Source organism: Streptomyces mashuensis (genome assembly GCF_014654785.1).
GTDB lineage: Bacteria > Actinomycetota > Actinomycetes > Streptomycetales > Streptomycetaceae > Streptomyces > Streptomyces mashuensis.
Window position 1 is genome coordinate 48346 of record NZ_BNBD01000006.1, and the last position, 23194, is coordinate 71539.

Below are 23194 nucleotides of genomic sequence, written 5' to 3' on the forward strand. Positions count from 1 at the left end.
TGCGTCAGGCGACGGCGTTGTGGAGCGGCCCGCTCTGCCTCGTAGCGACGAGGTCCGCGAGCTCACCGCCACGTTGGTCCTGCACCTGGACGGCCTCGTCCGCGATGCCGAGCGCTGTCGTGACCAGCTCCCGAGGCACAGTACCGACTGGTGCGTCCTGGAGGGCGTGATCGCCCGTTCACGGGACGAGCTCGGGCGGGGTCCGGGTCCCGGCCTGTGCTCGGCGGTCCTGCACATGCGGGAGCTGGGACTGGCCGCCCGTCGTCTGCTCGAGTGCCTCGGCGCCTGACGCCGAGGGAACCAAAAGGGCGCTGCCCCGGCTCGTGGTCGAGCCGGGGCAGCGCCTCTTGAGGAGTGGGCGGCGGGGGGGTTAGCCCATCTCCTCCAACGCCTTGCCCTTCGTCTCCTTCACGAACTTCATCACGAAGGGGATCGAGAGCACGGCGAAGACCGCGTAGATCACGTACGCGCCGGAGAGGTTCCAGTCCGCGAGGCTGGGGAAGCTGGCCGTGATGGCCCAGTTGGCGATCCACTGGGCGGAGGCGGCCACGCCCAGGGCGGCGGCGCGGATGCGGTTGGGGAACATCTCGCCGAGGAAGACCCAGACCACGACGCCCCAGGAGAGGGCGAAGAAGAGCACGAAGGCGTGGGCCGCGACGAGGGCCACGGTGCCCTGGGTGGTGGGCAGGGTGCCGTCACCGGACTTGGAGGCGAAGGCCCAGGCCTCGAGGGCCAGGGAGAGGGCCATGCCGGCGGAGCCGACGAGGGCGAGCGGCTTGCGGCCGACGCGGTCGACGAGGACCATCGCGATCACCGTGCCGACGATGTTGATGATCGACGTGGTGAAGCTGTAGAAGAACGAGCTCTCCGGGTTGACGCCGACGGACTGCCACAGCGTCGAGGAGTAGTAGAACGCGACGTTGATGCCGACGAACTGCTGGAAGACCGAGAGGCCGATGCCGATCCAGACGATCGGGAGGAAGCCGGCCTTGCCGCCGAGGAGGTCCTTGAAGGTGGACTTCTGCTCGCTCGTCATGGCGAGCTCGATCTCCGCGACGCGCTTGTCGAGGTCGATGCCGGAGCCCTCGACGTCGGCGAGGACCTTCTTGGCCTTGTCGGTCTTGCCGACCGAGATGAGGAAGCGGGGGGACTCGGGGATGGCGAAGGAGAGCAGGCCGTAGAGGACGGCGGGGACGACCATGACGCCGAGCATCAGCTGCCAGGCCTCGATGCCGAGGAGCTTGCCGCGCTGCTCGCCGTGGGCGGCGTTGAGGATGCCCCAGTTGACCAGCTGGGAGACGGCGATGCCGACGACGATCGCGGCCTGCTGGAAGGAGCCGAGACGGCCGCGGTAGGCCGGCGGGGAGACCTCGGCGATGTAGGCGGGGCCGATGACGGAGGCCATGCCGATGGCGATGCCGCCGAGGACGCGCCACAGGGCCAGGTCCCACAGGGCGAAGGGCAGGGCGGAGCCGACGGCGCTGATGGTGAACAGCGTGGCCGATATCTGCATGACGCGGATGCGGCCGATGCGGTCGGCCAGGCGGCCGGCGGTGGCGGCACCGACGGCGCAGCCGATCAGCGCGATGGCGATGACCTGCGCCAGGGCCGCGGACCCGATGTCGTACTTGCCGCGGATGCCCTCCACCGCACCGTTGATCACGGAGCTGTCGTAGCCGAAGAGGAAGCCACCCATGGCCGCGGCCGCGGTGATGAAGATGACGTGGCCGAGGTGGTCCGGCTGGGCCTTGCGGCCCTCCGCCACCTGCTGCGCCGTCGCAGAGCTGGTCAAGGTTTTCTCCTGGGACCCGGCATCGTCGCCGGGGGTGGGGGGAGGACGCTTTCCGCGGGCCACAAGATCAATTGAGCCACCACGTGAAGGCGTCAGCAACGTGGGGAACCCTATGTCTTCATTTTTCTAAGTCAATAGGTTGTGACCAAGAAGTATCCGGCAGCTTTCCGGCCTGTTCGGTTCGCATTGAGTTCAATACTTGAAGTTATGGCCGGGGGCCCAGGCGCTGGCTGATCACCTTCGACACTCCGTCGCCCTGCATCGACACTCCGTAGAGCGCGTCGGCGACCTCCATCGTGCGTTTCTGGTGCGTGATCACGATCAGCTGCGAGCTCTCCTGGAGCTCCCTCATGATCCCGATCAGCCGCTGCAGATTCGTGTCGTCCAGCGCCGCCTCGACCTCGTCCATCACGTAGAACGGGCTCGGCCGCGCCTTGAAGATCGCCACCAGCAGGGCGACCGCCGTCAGCGAGCGCTCGCCGCCGGAGAGCAGCGACAGCCGCTTGACCTTCTTGCCCGGCGGCCGGGCCTCCACGTCCACGCCCGTGGCCAGCATGTCGTCCGGGTCGGTGAGCACCAGACGGCCCTCGCCGCCGGGGAACAGCCGCGAGAAGACGCCCTCGAACTCGCGCGCCGTGTCGTGGTACGCCGCCGTGAACACCTCCTCGACCTTGCGGTCGACGTCCTTCACGACCTGAAGGAGGTCCGCGCGCGTCTTCTTCAGGTCCTCCAGCTGCTCGGACAGGAACCGGTGCCGCTCCTCCAGCGCCGCGAACTCCTCCAGCGCGAGCGGGTTGACCTTGCCCAGCTGCTGGTACGCGCGCTCCGCGGCCCGCAGCCGCTTCTCCTGCGCGGCCCGGTCGTAGGGCACGGGCCGGTTGCGCGGGTGGTCCGGGTCGTCGGGCAGCTCCTCGCCCTCCGCGGGCGGCGACGGCGGTACGGGCTGGTCGGGGCCGTACTCCGCGACCAGCGCGGCCGGCTCGACGCCCAGCTCCTCCAGCGCCCGCGCCTCCAGCTGCTCGATGCGCAGCCGCTTCTCCGCGCCCAGCACCTCGCCGCGGTGCACCGAGTCGGTGAGCTTGTCCAGCTCCGTCTTGAGCCGGCGGGCCTCCTCCCGGCCCTCCGCGAGCTCGCGCTCGCGCCCGGCCCGCGCCTCCTCGGCAGCCCGCCGCTCCTCGTCGGCGCGGGCCAGCGAGACCTCGACGTGGGCCAGCAGCTGCCGGGCGCCGGCCGCCACCGCCGAGGCGACCTCCGCCTCGTGCCGCAGCCGGGCACGGCGCCGCTCGGCGCGCTCCCGCGCCTCGCGCTCCGCGCGCGCCGCCCGCTCCAGCCCGTCGGCCCGCCCGGCCAGCGCCTTCATGCGCTCCTCGTGCGTACGGACCTGGAGCCGGGCCTCCATCTCGGTCTGCCGGGCGTTGGAGGCGTCGGCGGACAGCCGGTCGCGGACGGACGCGTCGGGCTCGCCGTCGTCCTCTTCCTCGCCCATCTCCTGGGCGGCGGCCAGCCGTGCGGCCAGCTCCTCGGCCTCCCGTCCGGCCTGCTCCGCCGCCTCCTTCGCCCGGGCCGCGGCGGCCCCGGCCCGCTCCGCCTCCCCCACCGCGGCGCGGGCCTGGCCGGCGAGGCGGCCCAGCGCCCCGGCGGCCTGCGACTTCTCCCGGTCGGCGGCGCTGCGCAGGGCCTCCAGCTCCTCGGCCAGCGCGGCCGCGGCCCGCCGCTCCTCCGCCGCGCCGGCCAGCGCGGCGGCCAGCTCCGTGCACCGCGCGTCCAGGGCGCGGCGTTCCGCGGCCGCCTCGTCGACCGCGGCCTGCACCTCCAGCAGGCTGGGCGCTCCGCCCGAACCGCCCTGGGCGAGGTGGGCGGCGAGCAGGTCGCCCTCGGCGGTGACGGCCGTGAGCCGCGGGTCGGCGGCGACGGCCTGCTCGGCGTCCTCCAGGGTGTCCACGACGACCACGTCGCGCAGCAGGCGGCGGACCGCCGGCATGAGCTCGTCCGGGCCGCGGACCAGCGAGGCCGCGGGCCGGTACCGGCCGCCGGGTACGGGCCGGGGCGTGTCGTCGGGCGCGGACGCCAGCAGGAGCACCGCGCGGCCGGCGTCCTCCTTCTTCAGCAGCCGCAGGGCCTCGGCGGCCGCGGCGGGGCCGGTCACGGCGAGGGCGTCGGCCGCCGCGCCGAGGGCGGTGGCGACGGGCAGTTCGTGGCCGGGGGCGACGGTGAGCAGCGCGGCGGCCGGGCCGAGCAGGCCGCCCAATCGTTCCTTCGCCGAGAGCAGCGCGCCGGTGCCGTCCTTGCGGCGCAGGCCGAGGGCGAGGGCGTCGTGCCGGGCGGTGACGGCGGCGCGGCGGCGTTCGGCCTCGGTGGCGGCCTCGCGGGCCGCGGTCAGGGCGGCGTCGGCGGCGGCCAGGGCGGCCTTGGCCGCCTCGTGCCGGGCGGCCAGCTCAGCGTCGCCGGCCGCCGCGCCGTCGGCTTCGGCCGCGTGACGCTCGTACTCCTCCTGGGCGGTCGCGGCGCGTTCCCGGGCCTCGTCGCGGGCCGCGGCCAGCCGGACGGCCTCGGCCTCCGCGGCGGCGGCCCGGCCGGTGGCGGCGGTGACGCGGCCCTGGAGGCGGGCCAGCTGTTCGCGGCGGTCGGCCAGGGCCCGGGCGGCGTCGCGCAGCCGCCGCTCCTCCTCGGCCAGCCGGCGCTCCAGGTCGGCGCGGTGCTGCGCGGTGTCCTCCAGGGCGCGGGACGCGGCCTCCAGGGCGGCCTCCAGCTCGGCCTCCTGCTCGCGGACGCGGGCGGCCTCCCGTTCCAGGTCCTCGGGGTCGCGGCCGCGGCGCTCGTCGGCGGGGGCGCTGGTCGCGCTGGTCACCCGGGCGTCGGCGAGGCCGATGGTGCCGCGGACGCGTTCGGCCAGGCGGGACAGCTCGTACCAGGTCTCCTGGGCGCGGGCCAGGCGCGGGGTGAGCCGCCGCACCTCCTCCTCCAGCGCCGCCTCGCGCCGGGCGGCGGCGCGCAGCTCGGCCTCGGCGGCCTCCTTGCGGGCCTTGAGGGCGGCCTCGTCGGCGATCTCGGCGCGCAGGGCCTCGCGGAGGCCGACCAGGTCGTCGGCGAGCAGACGCAGCCGGGCGTCGCGCAGGTCGGCCTGGATGACGGCGGCGCGGCGGGCGACGGCGGCCTGCCGGCCCAGCGGCTTCAGCTGGCGGCGCAGCTCGTCGGTGAGGTCCTGGACCCGCGCGAGGTTGGCCTTCATCGCGTCGAGCTTGCGGAGCGCCTTCTCCTTGCGCTTGCGGTGCTTGAGGACGCCGGCGGCCTCCTCGATGAAGGCGCGGCGGCCGGCGGGGTCGGCGTGCAGGACGGAGTCGAGCTGGCCCTGGCCGACGATGACGTGCATCTCGCGGCCGATGCCGGAGTCGGAGAGGAGCTCCTGGATGTCCAGCAGGCGGCAGGTGTCGCCGTTGATCTGGTACTCGCTGCCGCCGTTGCGGAACATGGTCCGCGTGATGGTCACTTCCGCGTACTCGATGGGCAGCGCGCCGTCGGAGTTGTCGATGGTGAGGGACACCTCGGCGCGGCCGAGCGGGGGACGGCCGGTGGTGCCGGCGAAGATGACGTCCTCCATCTTGCCGCCGCGCAGCGACTTGGCGCCCTGCTCCCCCATCACCCAGGAGAGGGCGTCGACGACGTTGGACTTCCCGGAGCCGTTCGGGCCCACGACACAGGTGATGCCGGGTTCGAAGCGCAGGGTCGTGGCGGAGGCGAACGACTTGAACCCGCGCAGGGTCAGGCTCTTGAGGTGCACGCAGGAGGACTCTACCGGCCGGTCCCGGCCCGCCGGGGTGCGCGGGGCGTACGGGCGTGCCGCGCCGCCCCCGCGCCCGCTCCGGTGCGGCTCGGGATCACCTTCGGGTCGTCGTCAGGGTTTGATCCCGGAGAGGGCAGGGCACATCAAGCGTTAAGGCGACGACGGGGTGAAAGCGGAAGAACCGGGGGGAAACGGGGAGAGGACGCGGCGGTCGCGGGGACCGTCCGGCGAACCGGGTGAAGGACCGGGTGCTCCGCCGGGAGGCGCCGGCTGCTGCGGATACGACGAAGGGACGCCGGAGCGTCCCTTGCAGCTCTAGCAGCTGCGGCTCTCTGCGGCTGACGGTGCAGCCCGCCGGGCCCCCGGGATGAGGCGGACCCGGTCAGGCGAGCGCAGGCTCCGCCTTGGATACGTCGATGCTGTCGAGCAGCGAGTCGCCGGGGTGAGCGGCGGCAGTCAGCGCGTCGTTCTCGGCCTGCATCCGGATGAGCTCGGATTCGAGGTCCTGGACACGCTGCTGAAGCCGTCGCATCTCGGCGAGGACTCGGGGGTCGGAGCCGCCGACGTAACCGAGAAGCGCCTTTGCCATGATGGATGGTCCTCCACACTGAGTGACCGACCGAAGCGGTGTGGGTCGTGAGGGATTCGCACCCGCGGTGTCTGCCATCGCCACGACGGTGTGTTCCAATGCCAAACAGCTAAGGTGCGCGGGGCTTCCAGCGTCTCACCAAATGGTTTGACGGTCAACACGATCACACCCCGTATCGGCAGGCGTCCCGGGGGTGCGGGCGGGCAATCCGCGCCGCATTCCGCTCCCGGGGCCCGGGGGTCTCGTGGAGATCATCCGTTGACAGGCAGCCTTGCATGCCGCGGCGCGGTTGGCAACCATCAGGCAATTTCCGGACGACGCATATGCCAACGGCATATAAAAAAGAATGCGCCGTACTCCTCCGCCGCCCGGAACGGCGGCGCATTCCGGTTTTCCGGGTGCGCGCTCAGCGCGTCTCGAAGCCCTCGTACCCACCCCGGGGTGTGTCCCAGATCTCGGTGACACCGTCCACGCGGCCGGGCGTGTCGCCGTTGCGCAGCCAGTCGAGCAGCTGTTCGCAGTTCCCCCGCTCCCCCTCGGCCACGACCTGCACCCGGCCGTCCGCGAGGTTCGAGGCGAAGCCGGTCAGACCACCGATCCGCAAGGCGTTGGCCCGAGTGAACCAACGAAAGCCGACACCCTGCACATGCCCACGAACCCACGCCGTGAGACGGACATTCTCGTTCATGTCTGCACGTTAACCGGCCAATTGCATAAGCAGCACATCGACCCGGTGTCCCGTGCCGTACAGTCGCGCCCGGCAATAGGACCCCCCTTACGAGTGACGACACCCCCGCCGGGTGGCGCCATCGGCGGCTTTTCGTATTTCTTCGCAGATTTCACGATTCTTCACGCTTCACGGCCAGCTCTTCACACTCCAGGTCTTCACCCTTCATGACTTCTTTGCTTCGCACCCGCCCCGACCATGTGAGGAAGACAGCGGATGGGTCGCCATCGACGCTCTGCCCGTGCGACCGCTGACGAGGCGGCGACGAACGCCCGGACGCTCCGGGCCCCCCTGACGAGCCAGCCCACCGGGACCCCCACCGACGACCCCTCCGAAGCCGTCACCCAGCCCCTCCCCGTCGTCCGCCCCGGCCCCGCCGGCGCCGGCCGGCACCGCAGCCCGCACCGCGGCGCCCGGCGGCGCAAGGGGACCGCCGCGACCGCCGCCCCCCTGCCCGGCGGCACCCAGCTCCTGCCCAAGGCCGGCCCGCGCATCCCGGCGCCCGCCCGCCGGGCCGGGCTCCTCGGGGCCTCGGCCGCCGTCGCCATGAGCGCGGCGGCCATGGTCTCCGGGCTGCTGCCCGCGGGGGTCTTCACCACCGGCGGCCCGGGTGCCGTCCCCGGCCCCGGCACGGGCGGCCAGGTCCGCGCCGACGGCCTCGTCGAGACACCGCCCCAGCGCTCCCGGCCCGCCGTGCCCACGCCCACCGACCACCCGGGCAGCCGCCCCGGGACCGCCCGTACGACGGTGGGCCTGCGGCGGGACGACGACGGGACCGGGGACGGGAGCGACGGCACCGAGACCGTCGTGCACATGGAGGCCGCCGCGGCCACCGTGCGCGAGGACGCACGGGCGGGCAGGAACGCCGACCGGGCGGCGGCCTCCGACACGGCCCAGGCCACCGCGGAAGCGGAGGCGGAGGCGGCGGCCCGGGCGGAGGCGGAATCGGAGGCGAAGGCCGAGGCGCGGGCGGCACGGGCCGCCGGCGCTGCCGCCGGGGCCGCCGCCGGCCGGGAGGCCGCCGCCCGCAAGGGCGCGGCCCGGCACTCCCGCACCCACGTGGACGGCGACAGCGACGCATCGGCGGCCACCGTCCACGCCCTCGCCGACAGCCGGTCGGCGGCGGCGCACCTGGTGGTGGCCCTGGTCAACGCGGAACGGGCCAAGGCCGGCTGCCGCCCGCTGCGGGCCGACGCCGGGCTCGCCCGCCTCGCCCAGTCGTTCAGCGACGACATGGCCCGGCGGCAGTTCTTCGACCACACCGACCCCGACGGCCGCACCCCCTGGGACCGCGCCGCCCGGCGCGGCGTCCGGAACCTCGGCGGGGAGAACATCGCCCGCGGCCACCCCGACCCCCGCAGCGTGGTGGATGCCTGGATGCGCAGCAGCGGCCACCGCGCCAACATCCTCAACTGCGACTACAAGCGCATCGGCGTCGGCGTCCACCAGGGGAGCAACGGGCCCTGGTGGACCCAGGACTTCGGCTACTGACGAGACAACCCCGGGAGAACAAGGAGCGGGAACAGCACCGCCGCCCCCCGGCGCACGGCCGGGGGGCGGCGGGCATGCCGTCCGTCAGGCGGCGGCGCGGCCGGCGACGAAGACGCGGGTCTGCTCGGCCACGCGGCGGCCGAGGTGCTCGGCGGTGGCTATGTCCGCCTTGTGCACGCCCTCGGGGCCCTGGTCGTTGTTGGTCTGGGCGCCGGCGCCCAGGAAGAAGCCGAGGCGGTTGAGGTCGTTCTCGGAGGCCGTCGAGCTGTTCCAGCCCGGGAGCGCGCCGAGGGAGACCCAGTGCATGCCGTGCTGGGCGGCCAGCACCGAGAAGAACTGGAGCGTGTGCAGCTTGTCGCCGCTCTTGGAGGCGGAGTTGGTGAAGCCGGCGGCGATCTTGTCCTGCCAGGCACGGGTGAACCAGCGCTTGGAGGAGGCCTCGGCGAAGGCGTGGAAGGCGCCGGAGGCGGTGCCCATGTAGGTGGGCGAGCCGAAGACGATGGCGTCGGAGGCGTCGAGCAGCTCCCACTCGGCGTCGGTGATCTCGGCGACGTTCACCAGGTGGACGGTGGCGCCGGCGTCGGCGGCGCCGGTGCGGACGGCCTCGGCGAGGACGGCGGTGTGGCCGAAGCCGGAGTGGTAGGCGATGGCGACGACGGGCGTGGTCACAGTGGACTCCCTGGACGGTGCTGGTTCAGCGGGTACGACCGAAAGGAAAGCACTAACTTTTAGAAAGCGCAACCCTCTGGTGAGCGCTATGCGGGAGTATGGTGTCGGTATGAGGACGATTGACGAGCACCACGAGCAGCTGCCCTTCGACGTCTTCGCCCGCAGCTGCCCGTCCCGGGAGACCCTCGGGCACGTCACCGGCCGCTGGGGCGGCCTGACCCTGTGCGCCCTGCGCGAGGACACGCTGCGCTTCAACGAGCTGCGGCGGCGCGTGGAGGGCGTGAGCGAGAAGATGCTGTCCCAGACGCTGCACGCGCTGGAGCGCGACGGCCTGGTCGCCCGCGACGCCCGGCCGACCAACCCGCCCCGCGTCGACTACCGGCTGACCCCCCTCGGCCAGGAGGTCACCGACCGGCTGCTGGCCCTGGTGAACCTGCTCGAGGAGCGGATGCCCGACGTCCTGGCGGCACAGCACAGCTACGACGCCCGGCGCGCCTGAACCGTCCGCGCCCGCGCCGCGGACCCGTCGGCCCGTGACCGTCAGCCCGTGACCCGCGGCGGCCGCTGGCAGCGCGGGCAGAAGTAGCTCGACCGGTTCATCCACGGCCGCCGGCGGATCGGCGTGCCGCAGCGCCGGCACGGCTCGTCCTCGCGCCCGTAGGCGTCCAGCGAACGGTCGAAGTAGCCGGACTGGCCGTTGACGTTCACATAGAGACTGTCGAAGCTGGTGCCGCCCGCGGCCAGCGCCTCGTTGAGCACCTCACGGATGTGCGTCAGCAGCTCGGCCGTGCGTGGCCGCGTGAGGCCGGCGGTGGGCCGGTCGTAGTGCAGCCGCGTGCGCCACAGCGCCTCGTCGGCGTAGATGTTGCCCACGCCGCTGATCAGCGACTGGTCGAGCAGGGCGCGCTTGATGGTGGTGCGCTTGCGGCGCAGCGCCGCGTGGAACGCGTCGTCGTCGAACGCCGGGTCCACCGGGTCGCGGGCGATGTGCGCGATGATCTCCGGCAGCGCCTCCGGGTCGCCGGGCACGACGGGGTGCAGGGAGAGGCCGCCGAAGGTGCGCTGGTCGACGAAGCGCAGTTCCGTGCCGGCGGGGTCGGTGAAGCGGAACCGGATGCGCAGGTGCTTCTCGTCGGGCGAGCCCTGCGGCTGGACCAGCAGCTGTCCGCTCATGCCCAGGTGGGCGAGGACGGCGAATTCGGGTGCGGCGTCCGTGCCGAGCGGTTCCACGGGCAGCCACAGGTACTTGCCGCGGCGCCGGGCGGGGCCGAGCCGGTGGGCGGTCAGCCGGGCGGCGAAGTCCTCGGGGCCGGCGGGGTGACGGCGGACCGCACGCGGGTGCAGCACCTCGACGGACGCGACGGTGCGGCCGCAGACCCAGCGTTCCAGGCCGGTGCGGACGACCTCGACCTCGGGCAGTTCGGGCATGGGTGGTGCTCCTCCCCCGCTGACGGCTCCGGGCCGCGGCCGGACCCACGAAGGGTCCGGGCCACGGCCCGGGGACGGTCGGCCGGACGGACCGGCCGGCTGATCAGTTCGCGGACGATCCGGCGTCGGCGGCGTCGGCGGACTCCGCAGCGTCGGCGGCCTCCGCCGCCCCCGCCGCGCCGGCGGCCTTGGCCGCCGCCGCCTTGGCGGCTTCCTCCGCCGCGGCCTTCTCGGCCGCGGCGCGGGCCTCCGCCGCCGCGTTGATCGCGCGCCAGGCGGACTCGGCCGCCTGCTGCTCCGCTTCCTTCTTGCTGCGGCCGGTGCCGGTGCCGTACGCGACACCACCGACGCGGGCAGCAGCCGTGAAGGTCTTCTCGTGGTCCGGACCGGCCTCGGAGACCAGGTACTCGGGCACGCCCAGGCCCTCGGTGGCGGTCAGCTCCTGGAGGCTGGTCTTCCAGTCCAGGCCGGCGCCGAGGTTCGAGGACTTCTCGATCAGCGGGTCGAAGAGCCGGTGGACCAGCTCGGAAGCGGCCTCCAGCCCCTTGTCGAGGTAGACCGCACCGATCACGGCCTCCAGGGTGTCCGCGAGGATCGATGCCTTGTCGCGGCCCCCGGTGCCCTCCTCGCCCCGGCCGAGCCGGATGAAGGAGCCCAGGTCCAGGCCACGGCCGACGCCGGCCAGGGCCCGGGAGTTGACGACCGCGGCCCGCAGCTTGGCCAGCTGCCCCTCGGGCAGGTCCGGGTGCATGCGGTAGAGGGTGTCGGTGACCACCAGGCCGAGCACGGCGTCGCCGAGGAACTCCAGCCGCTCGTTGGTGGGCAGCCCGCCGTTCTCGTAGGCGTAGGAACGGTGTGTCAGCGCACGCACCAGAAGGGCGGTCTCGAGGCTGTACCCGAGCCGCCCTTCCAGAAGCGTGTGAGACGAGGCCGTGTCCGCCGGCGCCTTCTTCGGCGTAGAGGCGTCTGACATGAAGCCTGTCACCCGCCGATCAGACCGCGAGGACCTGGCGCTTGTTGTAGGTGCCGCAGCTCGGGCACGCGATGTGCTGCTGCTTCGGCTCGTGGCAGCGCTCGCACGCCACAAGGGTGGGGACCGCAGCCTTCCACTGCGACCGGCGGTGGCGCGTGTTGCTGCGCGACATCTTCCGCTTCGGAACAGCCACGGCTACTTCTCCTGTGAGTCATCCCCGTTGGCACGGGGTGCGTTGTCCATCTCGCCGTCCTGGTCGGAACCGGCGAGTCCCTGCAGTGCCGCCCAACGAATGTCGACGGTCTCGTGGTGGTGGTCCGGGTCGTCCGCCAGCCGCGCCCCGCACTCGGAGCACAGGCCGGGACAGTCGTCCTGGCACACCGGCTGCAGCGGCAGTGCGAGCACCACCGCGTCCCGCAGCACGGGTTCGAGGTCGAACAAGTCGTCCTCGAGGAAGAGCATGTCCTCCTCGTCGTCCTCGGCGTCGTCGTCCGCGGCCACGATGCGGCCCCGGGCGTCGGCGTCGGGGTAGGAGAACATCTCCTGGAAGTCCACGTCGAGCTCCTGCTCGAGCGGCTCCAGACACCTTACGCACTCCCCGGTGAGCGGCGCACGGGCGGTGCCTGTGACGAGCACCCCTTCCATGACCGACTCGAGCCGGAGGTCGAGCTCCACCGTCGCGCCCTCGGCCACGCCGATGACCTCGATGCCGAGGTCGGCGGGGGCGGGAAGGGAGCGGGAGACCCTCTTCAGCGCACCGGGACGCCGGCCCAGCTCGCGTGTGTCGAACACGAGAGGGTTACGGGGGTCGAGGCGGGCGTTCAGGGCTTCCTGCTTTCTACGCTGCGGTGACGGCCGGCCCGGGCACGGAGGGCGCGACGGGCGGCCTGGGTCACGGAGACAGCCGCGACCGAACAGTCAGGATACTGGACGGTCCGCCCTGGACCCAATCCGCCCCCGGTAAGCCACCGGGAAGCCCCCGGGAATGCCCGTCACGGGGCCGCCCCGCCGGGGTCAGCTCCCCTGACCGTACCCCGTGGCCGCGCCGGGGTCCGCAGCGCCCCGGTGCCGGCCCCGGCCGGGCGGCGCCGGGTCCGCGGCCGCCGGCTCCGCGGGGTCCGGCGCAGCGGGGCCGCCGGCGTCCTGGGGCGGCGGCCAGGCGTACGGGTCGGGCTGGGACCAGGTGCCGGGCACGGCGTACGGGTCGGCCTGGTACGCGAACCCGGCGCCGGCCTGCTCGCCGTACGGCTCGGGGTGCTCCTGCCGCGCGTACGCCGTGAGGGGCTCGGCGGCGGCGTGGGCGGGCTCCCAGGCGGGCTGGAGGGGCTCGGGGGACGCCTGGGGCTCCTGGGACGCCCCGGGGGCCGCGGAGGGCGTCAGGGGCTCCTCCGGGGCGGCGAGGCCCGCGAGGAAGTCGGCGTCGGTGTGGGCGACGGGTGCGCCGTCGGCGTCGGCGGGGCCGTCGTCACCGGCGGACAGGCCGTCGGCGGGGAGGGCACCCCGGAGCTTCTCGCGGCCCCGGGCCACCTCGGCCAGCGTGTCCGCGAGCAGGGCCCGGACCCCGGCGACGCCGTCGGGAACGCCGCCGGAATCAGGCTCCGGGGCGGCCCCGGAACCGGTCTCCGGCGGGCCGCCGGCCGCGGCGGCGGCCTTGGTGAGGACCACTTCCAGGTGGGCCAGCTTGGCGTCGGCGTAGTCGTCGGCGCCGGCACGCACCGTCTCCGCCTCGCGGCGGGCCTCGGCCAGGATGCGGCCGGCCTCCTCGTCGGCCCGCCGGGCCACCTCCGTGCCGGAGACCAGCGCGGCGCGCTCGGCGCGCGCGGCCTCCAGGACGCGCTCGGCCTCCTGGCGGGCGTCGGCGACCAGCCGGTCGCGGTCGCCGAGGACCTCGCGCGCCTCGGCCAGCGAGCCGGGCAGGGCGGCGCGCAGCTCCTCCAGCCGGGCGAGCAGGGCGGCCCGGTTCAGGACGCAGGACGCCGACATGGGCAGGGCGCGGGCTCCGGCGACGGCCGAGACGATCTCGTCGAGCTTCTGGTGCACGTCCACCCTGGCGACTGTAGGGCCGCGGGGCGGGCGCCGCAGGGAACTGACGGCCAGTCGGAAGGGTCAGTCGGAACCGCGGCGGCTCTCCAGCCGCTCGCGCAGGGCGTCGAGGACGAGCGGCGGCACCAGGTGGGAGACGTCGCCGCCCCAGGCCGCGACCTCCTTGACCAGGCTCGACGACAGGAAGCTGTACGTGGGGTTGGTGGGCACGAACAGGGTCTCCACGCCGGAGAGCCCGTTGTTCATCTGGGCCATCTGCAACTCGTAGTCGAAGTCGCTGACGGCTCGCAGTCCCTTGACGATGGCGGGGATCTCGCGCTGCTTGCAGAAGTCGACGAGGAGGCCGTGGAACGACTCGACCTTCACGTTGCCGTACTTGGCGGTGACCTGCCGCAGCAGCCCTATCCGTTCCTCGACCGTGAACAGGCCCTGCTTGGACTTGTTGATCATCACCGCGACGTACACCTCGTCGTACAGCTTCGAGGCGCGGGCGATGATGTCGAGGTGTCCATTGGTGACGGGGTCGAACGACCCCGGGCAGACGGCGCGGCGCAACGGTGGTTCCTCGCTCTCCGGTCCATTCATGACGTGCCCGTTCCTTGATCGGCGGTGCACGCCGAGGCGGCGCGACCGTACCAAAGCGTTCCCTCGCCGTAACGACGGGCCCTCAGCCCCTCGAACCCCTCCGGCCAGCGGAATTCACCGCCTCTGGTGCTGCGCTCCACGGTGACCAGTGCGTCGCCGGTCAGCCAGCCCCCGGCGGCCAGTGTGAGGAGGATCTCGCGCAGTTCGTCGTCGGTGACGGCGTAGGGCGGGTCGAGGAAGACGACGTCGTACGGGCCGGCGGGCGCGGGCCCGGCGAGCACCTGCTCGGCGCGGCCGGAGCGGACCTCGGCGCCGGGCAGGCCGACGGAGCGGACGTTCTCCTTGATGACGCGGACCGCGCGGGCGTCCGCCTCGACGAGCAGGACGTGGGCGGCGCCGCGCGAGAGGGCCTCCAGGCCGACCGCGCCGGAACCGCCGTACAGGTCGAGGACGCGGGTGCCGTCCAGCGTGCCCAGCAGCGAGGTCCAGGTGGAGAACAGGCCCTCGCGCGCCCGGTCGGAGGTGGGACGGGTGCCCGTGCCGGGCGGTACGGCCAGGCGGCGTCCGCCGGCGGCGCCGGCGATCACGCGGGTCATCGGTGGCGGTTCCTTCGCGCTGGGTCTGTGCTGGGTCCGGGGCCGGATCCGGGCTGGATCCGGGCCGGCCGGTGGCCGGGGGTGCCGGCCACCGTTCTCAGCCTAGGGCGTCCGTGCGGGGCCGCCCTGCGCGGGCCTCCGCCCGGGGCCCGCGCTCAGCCCTTCTCCAGGAACCGCTCCCGCTCCTGGTCGAGGAGGGCGTCCAGGGCGGTGCGCAGCTCGGGCAGGCCGGCCAGTTCGGGGTCGGCGGCCACGACGGCGGCGGCCTCCTCACGGGCGGCGGCGATGACCTCCTCGTCGTCGATGACGGTGAGCATGCGGAGGCTGGAGCGGACGCCGGACTGTGCCTGGCCGAGGACGTCGCCCTCGCGGCGCTGCTCCAGGTCGATACGGGAGAGCTCGAAGCCGTCGAGGGTGGCGGCCACGGCGCCGAGGCGTGCGCGGGCGGGGCTGCCCTCGGGCATCTCGCTGACGAGCAGGCAGAGGCCGGGGGCGGAGCCGCGGCCGACGCGGCCGCGGAGCTGGTGCAGCTGGGAGACGCCGAACCGGTCCGCGTCCATGATCACCATCACGGTGGCGTTGGGCACGTTGACGCCGACCTCGATGACGGTGGTGGCGACGAGGACGTCGAGCTCGCCGGCGCCGAAGCGGCGCATGACGTCGTCCTTCTCGTCGGGGTGCATCCGGCCGTGCAGCACGGCCACCCGCAGCCCGGCGAGGGGGCCGTCGGCGAGCTGTGCGGCGACGTCGAGGACGGCGAGGGGCGGGCGCTTCTCGGCCTCGTCCTCCGGGGACGCCTGGGCGTTCTTGCGGCCGGCGGCCTTCTGGTCCTCCTCGTCGCCGATGCGCGGGCAGACGACGTACGCCTGGTGGCCGCCGGCGACCTCCTCGCGCACCCGCTCCCAGGCGCGGGCCAGGAAGTGCGGCTTGTCGCGGGCGGGCACCACGTGGGTGGCGATCGGGGAGCGGCCGGCGGGCAGCTGGTCGAGGACGGAGGTCTCCAGGTCGCCGAAGACGGTCATGGCGACGGTGCGCGGGATGGGGGTGGCCGTCATGACGAGCAGGTGCGGCGGTTGCTTGCCCTTGGAGCGCAGGGCGTCGCGCTGTTCCACGCCGAAGCGGTGCTGTTCGTCGACGACGACGAGGCCGAGGTCGTGGAACTGGACCTTGTCCTCGATGAGGGCGTGGGTGCCCACGACGACGCCGGCCTCGCCGGTGGCGAGCTCCAGCAGCGCCCGGCGGCGGGCGGCGGCGCCCATGGAGCCGGTGAGCAGGACGACCTTGGTGCCCAGGTCGGAGCCGCCGAGGAGGCCGCCCTCGGCGAGGTCGCCCATCATCTCGGTGATGGAGCGGTGGTGCTGCTGGGCGAGGACCTCGGTGGGCGCGAGCATCGCGGCCTGCCCGCCGGCGTCGACGACGGCGAGCATGGCGCGCAGGGCGACCATGGTCTTTCCGGAGCCCACCTCGCCCTGGAGCAGGCGGTGCATGGGGTGCTCGGTGGCGAGGTCGTCGAAGATCTCGGCGGAGACGGTGCGCTGGCCCTCGGTGAGGGTGAAGGGCAGGCGGGCGTCGAAGGCGTCGAGCAGGCCGCCGGGGGCGGGTTTGCGGGGGACGGCGGGCAGCTGGGCGTCGGCATGGCGGCGGCGGGCGAGGGCGACCTGGAGGACGAACGCCTCGTCCCACTTCAGCCGGGCGCGGGCGTCCTCGATGTCGGCCTTGGTGCGGGGCCGGTGGACCTTGCGGAGCGCCTCGGGCAGCGGCAGCAGGCCGCGGCCGTCGCGCAGCGCGGCGGGCAGCGGGTCGACGACGCCCTGCCAGCCGGTGGCGTCCATGGAGGCGAGGAGCACGTCCAGGGCGTTGGAGATCTTCCAGGACTCCATCTGGGAGCAGGCCGGGTAGAGCGGGATGAGCTGGTTGGCCCAGGCCTCGACGGCGTCCTTGCCGCTGTTCTCGCCGAGCATCTCGTAGGCGGGGTGGGAGAGCTGGCGGACGTTGCGGAAGGTGCCGACCTTGCCCGCGAACATGCCGCGCCGGCCGGGTACCAGTTCCTTCTGGTGGTGGTAGATGGAGCGGCCGAAGAAGACGAGCTGGAGGCGGCCGCTGCCGTCGGTGAGGGTGACCTCCAGCCGCTGGCCGCGGCCCTGGTTGAACTTGTGCACGCGCGCGTCGGCGACCTGGGCGACGACGGTGACGTGCTCGTCGAGCGGCAGGTCGGCCAGCCGGGTCAGCTCGCCGCGCTCGGCGTAGCGGCGCGGGTAGTGGTGCAGGAGGTCGCCGACGGTGTGCAGGTCGAGGTGGTCGGCGAGCACCTTCGCGGTGTTGCCGCCGAGGGTCTTCTTCAGGGGTTCGTCGAGCGGAGGCACGTCACCTATTGCACACCACGGCACCGACAGCCCGGCGGACGCCGCCGGTCATTCGATCCCGATGATCAGTGGCGGGGACTGCTGCCCGCCGCGGTAGACGACGGTGTCGACGGCGAGGTGGCTGCGGCGCACGTGGTGCCGGAGCCGGTCGGCGACGACGTCGGGGACGCCGGTGCCGAGCACGAGGGTGACCATTTCGCCGCCGGCGGCGAGCATCCGGTCGAGCACGGTGCCGGCGGTGGCGGCGAGGTCGGTGCCGATGACGGCGACGTCGCCGTCGATGAGGCCGAGCACGTCGCCGGCCTGGCAGACGCCGGCCATGGTCCACGACTGGCGTTCGGCCACCGACAGCTCGGCGTAGCGGGTGGCGCCGGCGGCGGAGGTCATGGCGACGACGTCCTCGTCGAAGCGGCGGCCGGGTTCGTGGACGGCGAGGGCGGCGATGCCCTGGACCGGGGAGCGGGTGGGGATGAGGGCGGCGCGGACGCCTTCGGTGCGGGCCTGTTCGGCGGCGGCCGCGGCGGTGTGCCGCAGGTCGGGGTCGTTGGGCAGGAGGACGACCTCGTGGGCGTGGGCGCGGCGGACGGCCTCGACGATCTCGCCGGCGGCGGGCGGCTCCCCGGGGCGCAGGGCGACGACGGTGGCGCCGGCCTCGGCGCACAGGGCGGCCAGCCCCTCGCCGGGGACGAGGGCGACGACGGCGCGCTGGGCGCGTTCGCGGACGCGGGTGCCCTCCTGGGCGGTGCTGCCGAAGTGGGTGATGCGGATGCGGTGGGGGCGGCCGGCGTCGATGCCGGCCTCGACCGCGGCGCCGGCGTCGTCGGTGTGGACGTGGACGTTCCACAGGCCGTCGCCGCCGACGACGACGAGGGACTCGCCGAGGGTGTCGAGGCGGGCGCGGAGCCGGGCGACGGCGTCGTCGTCGGCGTCCAGGAGGTAGATCACCTCGAAGGCGGGGCCGTCGCCGGGGGCGGTGGGCCCGCCGGAGCCGGCTTCCCCGCTGTCGGCGGGGCACGGGGCGACCCGCCAGGGGTGCGCGGCGCCGGCGGGGACGGCCGGGGTGGGGGCGGGGCGGCCGGCGAGGGCCTCGGCGAGGGCGCCGAGGACCTCCACGAGGCCCTTGCCGCCCGCGTCGACCACTCCGGCGGCGCCGAGCTCGGCGAGCTGCCCGGGGGTGGCCTGCAGGGCCGTGACGGCGCCCTGGTGGGCGGCGCGGGCCACGGCGGCGGCGTCGCCGGGGGTGGCCTCGGCGGCGTCGGCGGCGGCCGCGGCCACGGTGAGAACGGTGCCTTCGACGGGGCGGGCCACGCCTTCGTAGGCGGATTCCACCGCCCGGCGCAGGGCGCGCCGCAGGGGTGCGGCGGCGGCGTGATCCTGGTCACCCGGGGCGGCGAGGACCTCGGCCATGCCGCGCAGCAGCTGGGCGAGGATCGTGCCGGAGTTGCCGCGGGCGCCTATGAGGGCGCCGTGGGCCATGGCGCGTACGGCCTCGGGGAGGCCGGGGCGGGAGGCGGGGGCGGTGGTGGCGTGGCCCTCGAAGACGGCGTCGACGGCCCGGGCGGCGGATTCGGCCGTCAGGTAGAGGTTGGTGCCGGTGTCGCCGTCCGCGACGGGATAGACGTTGATCGCGTCGATCTCCTCGCGGGCGCGGCCGAGCGCGTCGAGCGCCAGGGAGCACCAGGTGCGTACTGCCTCGGCGTCGAGCGGATGAGGCACCGGTGTCCTCCTGGGGCTGCTGGGGGCTGGTGGGCAGTGCGGGAGAGCAGCGTAGTCCCGGGTGGGCCCGAGGGGGGCGGGACGGGCGGACCCCGGGCCGGACATGGTAGTTTCGTTGTCCAGGAGCGGCCGTTGTATGCTGCTCCGGTTGCCCGACGAGAGTCGGGCGTGACATCCCCTGGCAAGCCGGTCACCACCGACCTCGGCACGCCGGGATTTCCCGTAAGTGCATCTGAAGTCTTTGGAGTGACCCGTGGCTGCCAACTGCGACGTCTGCGGCAAGGGGCCGGGCTTCGGCAACAACATCTCGCACTCGCACCGCCGTACGTCCCGTCGCTGGAACCCCAACATCCAGCGTGTGCGTGCCGTGGTCGGTCGGACGCCGAAGCGCCTCAATGTCTGCACCTCGTGCATCAAGGCCGGCAAGGTCTCGCGCTGACTAGCTAGCAGCGCGGCAGCCTCGCCGCCCTTTGCCTGAGCCGGTCCCCTTCGGGGGGCCGGCTCTTGCGTTTTCCGTGTCCGGGGGCTCCCCCCTGGGACACCGACCGGGGCACGCCTACGCGCCCCACCGCCACCCGTGCCGCACCGGCCCGATGCCCCCGCCCAGCGGGAAGCCCGCCGCTATCGCGCCGGTGACGTACTCCTTGGCCGCGGCCACCGCGGACGGCACGTCCGCTCCCCCGGCCAGTCCCGCCGCGATCGCGCTCGCCAGGGTGCAGCCCGTGCCGTGCGTGTGCCGGTTGTCGTGGCGGGGCGCCCGCAGCCAGTGCTCGGCGGTGCCGTCCGTGAGCAGGTCGACGGCCGCGGACCCCGCCCCCAGGTGGCCGCCCTTGATCAGCACCCACCGCGGCCCGTACGCCAGCACCGCCTCCGCGGCCCGCCGCATGTCGTCCTCCGACCGCACCCGGACCCCCGTCAGCCACGCCACCTCGTCGAGGTTGGGCGTGGCCACCGTGGCCCGCGGCAGCAGCGTGCCCCGCACGGCGTCGAGCGCGGACGCCGCGAGCAGTGCGTCGCCGTGCTTGGAGATACCGACGGGGTCGACGACCACGGGTGCGTCCACGCCCGCCAGCAGCCCGGCCACCGTCTCCACCAGCTCCGCCGAGGCGAGCATGCCCGTCTTGACGGCCTGCACCCCGATGTCGTCGACGACGCTGCGGAACTGGGCCCGTACCGCCTCCGCCGGCAGCTCCCACACGCCCTGGACGCCCAGCGAGTTCTGCGCCGTGACGGCCGTGATCACGCTCATGCCGTGCGCGCCGAGCGCGAGCACGGTCTTGAGGTCGGCCTGGATGCCGGCGCCGCCGCCGGAGTCGGACCCGGCGACGGTCAGCACCCGCGGGGGCACGGTCATCAGTCCTCCGGCTCCGGCTCGCCGAAGTGGTCCCAGCCGCCCGCCTTGTCCCAGGGCGCACCGTCGACGGTGACCTGCGGCAGGGCGGAGAGCGTGACGACCTCGCCGATGACCTTCCAGCGGGCGGGCAGCTTCACGTCCGGCGGGAAGGTCGCCACGATGGCGTGGTCCTCGCCGCCGGTGAGCACCCACTGGAGCGGGTCGACGCCGACGGCCTGCCCGATGTCGGACATCTGCGTGGGCACGTCGATGGCGGCGGTGCGCAGGTCGATGCGGACCTTGCTGGCCTCGGCGATGTGGCCGAGGTCGGCGATGAGGCCGTCGCTGACGTCCGTCATGGCGGTCGCACCGAGCGCGGCGGCCGCGGGCCCGGCGTGGTACGGGGGCTCGGGGCGGCGGTGGGCCTCGACGAAGGCGCGGGGCGAGCGGAAGCCGCGGGAGAGCACGGCCAGGCCGGCCGCGGACCAGCCCAGCCAGCCGGTGACGGCGACCACGTCGCCGGCGCGGGCGCCGGCCCGTGTGACGGGCTCGTGGTTGCGCAGGTCGCCCAGGGCCGTGATGGCCACGGTGATGGTGTCGCCGCGCACCACGTCGCCTCCGACGACCGCCGCGCCGGCGACCTGGCACTCGTCCCGGATGCCGTCCATCAGCTCGGTGGGCCAGGTGGCGGGGAGCTCGGCGGGGACGACGAGGGCGAGCAGCACAGCCGTGGGGACCGCGCCCATGGCGGCGATGTCGGCCAGGTTCTGCGCGGCCGCCTTGCGCCCGACGTCGTAGGCGGTGGACCAGTCGCGGCGGAAGTGCCGCCCCTCCAGGAGCACGTCCGTACTGGCGACGACCCTCCGGTCGGGGGCCGCGACCACCGCGGCGTCGTCGCCCGGTCCGAGGCGGACCGCCGGAGTGGTGGTGAGCCGGGAGGTCAGCTCTCTGATGAGGCCGAACTCCCCCAGCTCGCCCACGGTGCCTTTCACTGAGCTCCTCCTCGGAGTGCTGTCGGTTGCCGAACCCGTGACGCCCGCGGCGCCCCGTGGCCTGACACGGTGCCTCCACGCGCCGCGCAGGCCGCGCGGGTCTCCCCGCACCGTGCGGCGACGCGGTACCGTGGCGTCTCTTCTCCCCCCATGATCCTCGAAGCCGCCCTGGAGGTTCCGTGGTACAGGCGTACATCCTGATCCAGACCGAGGTCGGCAAGGCGTCGACCGTGGCCGAAGTCATCGGGCAGATCCCCGGTGTCGTCCAGGCCGAGGACGTGACCGGTCCCTACGACGTGATCGTCCGCGCCCAGGCCGACACCGTCGACGAGCTCGGCCGGATGGTGGTGGCGCGGGTGCAGCAGGTGGAGGGCATCACCCGCACCCTGACCTGCCCGGTGGTCCATCTGTAGCTCCCCCGTATGCTCGGCCGGTGAAGTCTTTGCTCCGCCGGCCCTCCGGTGTGCCCGCGCTCGCCGTCGTGCTGCTGTGCGCCGGCGCGACGGCGTGCTCGTCCCCGGACGGCCGGATGGCCCTGACGCCGCCCTCCCCGCCCGCGAAGCAGGCCGCGCTCTGCCGTGCGCTGCACCAGGAGCTGCCGCGCACGCTGGCCGGCAAGCCCCTGCGCGACACGGAGCCCGCCTCGGAGCTGACCGCCGCGTGGGGCGACGACCCGGCGGTCACCCTGCGCTGCGGGGTGCCGCGGCCGAAGCTGCTCGACCACCGGCCGCCGCCGGACGGGATGTACATCGACGACGTCGGCTGGCTGCCGGAGAAGCAGCCCGACGGCAGCGTCCGCTGCACGACCGTCCTGCGGGAGGCGTACGTGGAGGTGACGCTGCCGAAGGAGGTGGCCGGCGCCGCGGGCGACGTCAGCGCACTGACCGGGCTGGCCGGCGCCGTCAAGAAGACGGTCCCCGAGGGGTACGTCCGCTGACGCACCCCCCGGGGGCGGTTCAGCGCAGGCCCGTCGGGCGGCGCAGCGCCGCCTCGATGAGCCGGTCCACCAGCTCGGGGTAGGACAGCCCGGTCTCCTGCCACATGCGCGGGTACATGGAGATCGGGGTGAACCCCGGCATGGTGTTGATCTCGTTGATCACGAACTCGCCGTCCTCGGTGAGGAAGAAGTCGGCGCGCACCAGGCCCTCGCACGAGGCGGCCTCGAAGGCGCGCACGGCGAGCTCCCGGACGCGGCGCGTCTCCTCCTCGGTGAGGGGGGCCGGCACGATCCCGGAGGCCGAGTCGATGTACTTGGCCTCGAAGTCGTAGAAGTCGTGCGCGGAGACCGGCGGGATCTCGGCCGGCACGCTGGCGCGCGGGCCGTCCTCGAACTCCAGCACGCCGCACTCGATCTCGCGGCCGCGCAGCAGCGCCTCGACGAGGATCTTGGGGTCGTGGCGGCGGGCCTCCTCGATGGCCTCGTCCAGGCCGGCGAGGTCGTCGACCTTGGTGATGCCCATGGAGGAGCCGGCGCGGGCGGGCTTCACGAAGACCGGCCAGCCGTGGTCGCCGGCGAAGTCCACGATCTTCTTGCGGGCGGCCGCCGGGTCGTTGTCCCACTCGCGGGGGCGGATCACCACGTACGGGCCGACGGGCAGCCCGAAGGAGGTGAAGACCCGCTTCATGTACTCCTTGTCCTGGCCGACGGCCGAGGCCAGGACGCCCGAGCCGACGTACGGGATGCCGGCCAGGTCGAGCATGCCCTGGAGGGTGCCGTCCTCGCCGTAGGGGCCGTGCAGCACCGGGAAGACCACGTCGACCTCGCCCAGGGCCTTGGGCACGGCGCCGGGCTCGGTGTAGACGACCTCGCGGCTGGCGGGGTCGACGGGCAGCACGACGCCGCCCTCGGCGGACTCGGCCAGCTGCTCCACGCTGGGCAGGGCGCGGTCGGTGATGGCCATCCGCTCGGGCTCGTCGGCGGCGAGCGCCCAACGCCCCTGGGTGGTGATGCCGATCGGCAGGACGTCGTACTTGCTGCGGTCGATGGCGCGCAGCACGGCGCCCGCGGTGACCACGGAGATGGCGTGTTCGGAGCTGCGGCCGCCGAAGACGACGGCGACGCGCGGCTTCCGCTCGGGGCTCTGGGGGGAGGTCTCGCTGCTCATATCGGGTTGAG

At 74.0% G+C, this 23194-nt stretch carries 23 protein-coding genes; 6 read left to right on the plus strand and 17 right to left on the minus strand.

Translation table 11 applies throughout. From position 1 onward, the window contains the following. The first annotated feature begins 19 nt into the window (after positions 1-19). The gene (locus IE305_RS16660) at positions 20-289 is read left to right on the plus strand and encodes a DUF6415 family natural product biosynthesis protein (protein WP_190130401.1); all 270 of its coding nucleotides are present in this window, start codon (positions 20-22) and stop codon (positions 287-289) included. An 81-nt stretch (positions 290-370) separates the two neighbouring features. On the opposite strand, the gene IE305_RS16665 is transcribed toward IE305_RS16660, so the two are convergent. The 4 genes from IE305_RS16665 to IE305_RS16680 form a co-directional block, all read right to left on the minus strand. Continuing rightward, the gene (locus tag IE305_RS16665; protein WP_190130402.1) at positions 371-1792 is read right to left on the minus strand and encodes a sugar porter family MFS transporter; all 1422 of its coding nucleotides are present in this window, start codon (positions 1790-1792) and stop codon (positions 371-373) included. 205 nt (positions 1793-1997) lie between these two features. Further along, positions 1998-5570: a chromosome segregation protein SMC gene (gene smc / locus IE305_RS16670; protein WP_190130403.1), complete on the minus strand. Its 3573-nt coding sequence runs from the start codon at positions 5568-5570 to the stop codon at positions 1998-2000. A 385-nt stretch (positions 5571-5955) separates the two neighbouring features. Then, positions 5956-6162: a hypothetical protein gene (locus IE305_RS16675; RefSeq protein ID WP_190130404.1), complete on the minus strand. Its 207-nt coding sequence runs from the start codon at positions 6160-6162 to the stop codon at positions 5956-5958. Positions 6163-6568: 406 nt separating this feature from the next. Next, a complete protein-coding gene (locus IE305_RS16680; protein WP_190130405.1) occupies positions 6569-6850 on the minus strand; it encodes an acylphosphatase in 282 nt (93 codons plus the stop codon). A 255-nt stretch (positions 6851-7105) separates the two neighbouring features. Between IE305_RS16680 and IE305_RS16685 the strand changes: the two genes are divergently transcribed. Further along, positions 7106-8380, plus strand: coding sequence for a CAP domain-containing protein (locus IE305_RS16685; protein WP_229891075.1), 1275 nt, complete (start codon positions 7106-7108; stop codon positions 8378-8380). Between the two features lie 84 nt (positions 8381-8464). Here IE305_RS16685 and IE305_RS16690 read toward each other — a convergent pair whose 3' ends face one another. After that, positions 8465-9049, minus strand: a complete 585-nt coding sequence (locus IE305_RS16690; protein WP_190130406.1) for a flavodoxin family protein — start codon at positions 9047-9049, stop codon at positions 8465-8467. 109 nt (positions 9050-9158) lie between these two features. On the opposite strand from IE305_RS16690, the gene IE305_RS16695 reads away from it, so the two are divergent. Further along, entirely contained in the window at positions 9159-9548 is a 390-nt protein-coding gene (locus tag IE305_RS16695; protein ID WP_229891077.1) for a winged helix-turn-helix transcriptional regulator, read from the plus strand. A 41-nt stretch (positions 9549-9589) separates the two neighbouring features. On the opposite strand, the gene mutM is transcribed toward IE305_RS16695, so the two are convergent. The 9 genes from mutM to fakA form a co-directional block, all read right to left on the minus strand. Continuing rightward, positions 9590-10477: a bifunctional DNA-formamidopyrimidine glycosylase/DNA-(apurinic or apyrimidinic site) lyase gene (gene mutM, locus IE305_RS16700; RefSeq protein ID WP_190130408.1), complete on the minus strand. Its 888-nt coding sequence runs from the start codon at positions 10475-10477 to the stop codon at positions 9590-9592. Between the two features lie 103 nt (positions 10478-10580). Next, entirely contained in the window at positions 10581-11450 is an 870-nt protein-coding gene (gene rnc, locus IE305_RS16705; protein ID WP_190130409.1) for a ribonuclease III, read from the minus strand. Between the two features lie 19 nt (positions 11451-11469). After that, a complete protein-coding gene (gene rpmF, locus IE305_RS16710) occupies positions 11470-11643 on the minus strand; it encodes a 50S ribosomal protein L32 (protein WP_099201005.1) in 174 nt (57 codons plus the stop codon). A 2-nt stretch (positions 11644-11645) separates the two neighbouring features. Beyond that, positions 11646-12242 carry a YceD family protein gene (locus IE305_RS16715; RefSeq protein ID WP_190130410.1) on the minus strand — a complete coding sequence of 199 codons (597 nt, stop codon included), beginning with the start codon at positions 12240-12242 and terminating at the stop codon, positions 11646-11648. Positions 12243-12464: 222 nt separating this feature from the next. Beyond that, entirely contained in the window at positions 12465-13496 is a 1032-nt protein-coding gene (locus IE305_RS16720) for a cell division initiation protein (protein WP_190130411.1), read from the minus strand. A 60-nt stretch (positions 13497-13556) separates the two neighbouring features. Next, positions 13557-14048: a pantetheine-phosphate adenylyltransferase gene (coaD, locus tag IE305_RS16725; protein ID WP_190130687.1), complete on the minus strand. Its 492-nt coding sequence runs from the start codon at positions 14046-14048 to the stop codon at positions 13557-13559. A gap of 26 nt (positions 14049-14074) precedes the next feature. Then, positions 14075-14674: a 16S rRNA (guanine(966)-N(2))-methyltransferase RsmD gene (rsmD, locus tag IE305_RS16730; RefSeq protein ID WP_190130412.1), complete on the minus strand. Its 600-nt coding sequence runs from the start codon at positions 14672-14674 to the stop codon at positions 14075-14077. A 155-nt stretch (positions 14675-14829) separates the two neighbouring features. Beyond that, entirely contained in the window at positions 14830-17046 is a 2217-nt protein-coding gene (gene recG, locus IE305_RS16735; RefSeq protein ID WP_190130688.1) for an ATP-dependent DNA helicase RecG, read from the minus strand. A 39-nt stretch (positions 17047-17085) separates the two neighbouring features. Beyond that, positions 17086-18753 carry a DAK2 domain-containing protein gene (fakA, locus tag IE305_RS16740; RefSeq protein ID WP_229891079.1) on the minus strand — a complete coding sequence of 556 codons (1668 nt, stop codon included), beginning with the start codon at positions 18751-18753 and terminating at the stop codon, positions 17086-17088. 253 nt (positions 18754-19006) lie between these two features. On the opposite strand from fakA, the gene rpmB reads away from it, so the two are divergent. Further along, entirely contained in the window at positions 19007-19192 is a 186-nt protein-coding gene (rpmB, locus tag IE305_RS16745) for a 50S ribosomal protein L28 (RefSeq protein WP_003957616.1), read from the plus strand. A gap of 117 nt (positions 19193-19309) precedes the next feature. Here the strand turns inward: rpmB and thiD are convergent, their stop codons facing one another. Both thiD and IE305_RS16755 read right to left on the minus strand, forming a co-directional pair. Further along, entirely contained in the window at positions 19310-20107 is a 798-nt protein-coding gene (gene thiD, locus IE305_RS16750) for a bifunctional hydroxymethylpyrimidine kinase/phosphomethylpyrimidine kinase (RefSeq protein WP_190130414.1), read from the minus strand. Then, on the minus strand, positions 20107-21078 hold the full coding sequence (locus tag IE305_RS16755) for a thiamine-phosphate kinase (protein ID WP_190130415.1): 972 nt from the start codon (positions 21076-21078) through the stop codon (positions 20107-20109). The genes thiD and IE305_RS16755 overlap by 1 nt, the downstream gene beginning before the upstream one ends. A 179-nt stretch (positions 21079-21257) precedes the next feature. Between IE305_RS16755 and IE305_RS16760 the strand changes: the two genes are divergently transcribed. Together IE305_RS16760 and IE305_RS16765 are read left to right on the plus strand one after the other, a co-directional pair. Continuing rightward, positions 21258-21491, plus strand: coding sequence for an Lrp/AsnC family transcriptional regulator (locus IE305_RS16760; RefSeq protein WP_190130416.1), 234 nt, complete (start codon positions 21258-21260; stop codon positions 21489-21491). Between the two features lie 20 nt (positions 21492-21511). Beyond that, a complete protein-coding gene (locus IE305_RS16765) occupies positions 21512-22015 on the plus strand; it encodes a DUF3515 domain-containing protein (protein WP_229891081.1) in 504 nt (167 codons plus the stop codon). A 19-nt stretch (positions 22016-22034) separates the two neighbouring features. Here IE305_RS16765 and IE305_RS16770 read toward each other — a convergent pair whose 3' ends face one another. Next, complete coding sequence (locus IE305_RS16770; protein ID WP_190130417.1) at positions 22035-23183, minus strand: D-alanine--D-alanine ligase family protein; 1149 nt, start codon at positions 23181-23183, stop codon at positions 22035-22037. Between the last annotated feature and the right edge of the window lie 11 nt (positions 23184-23194).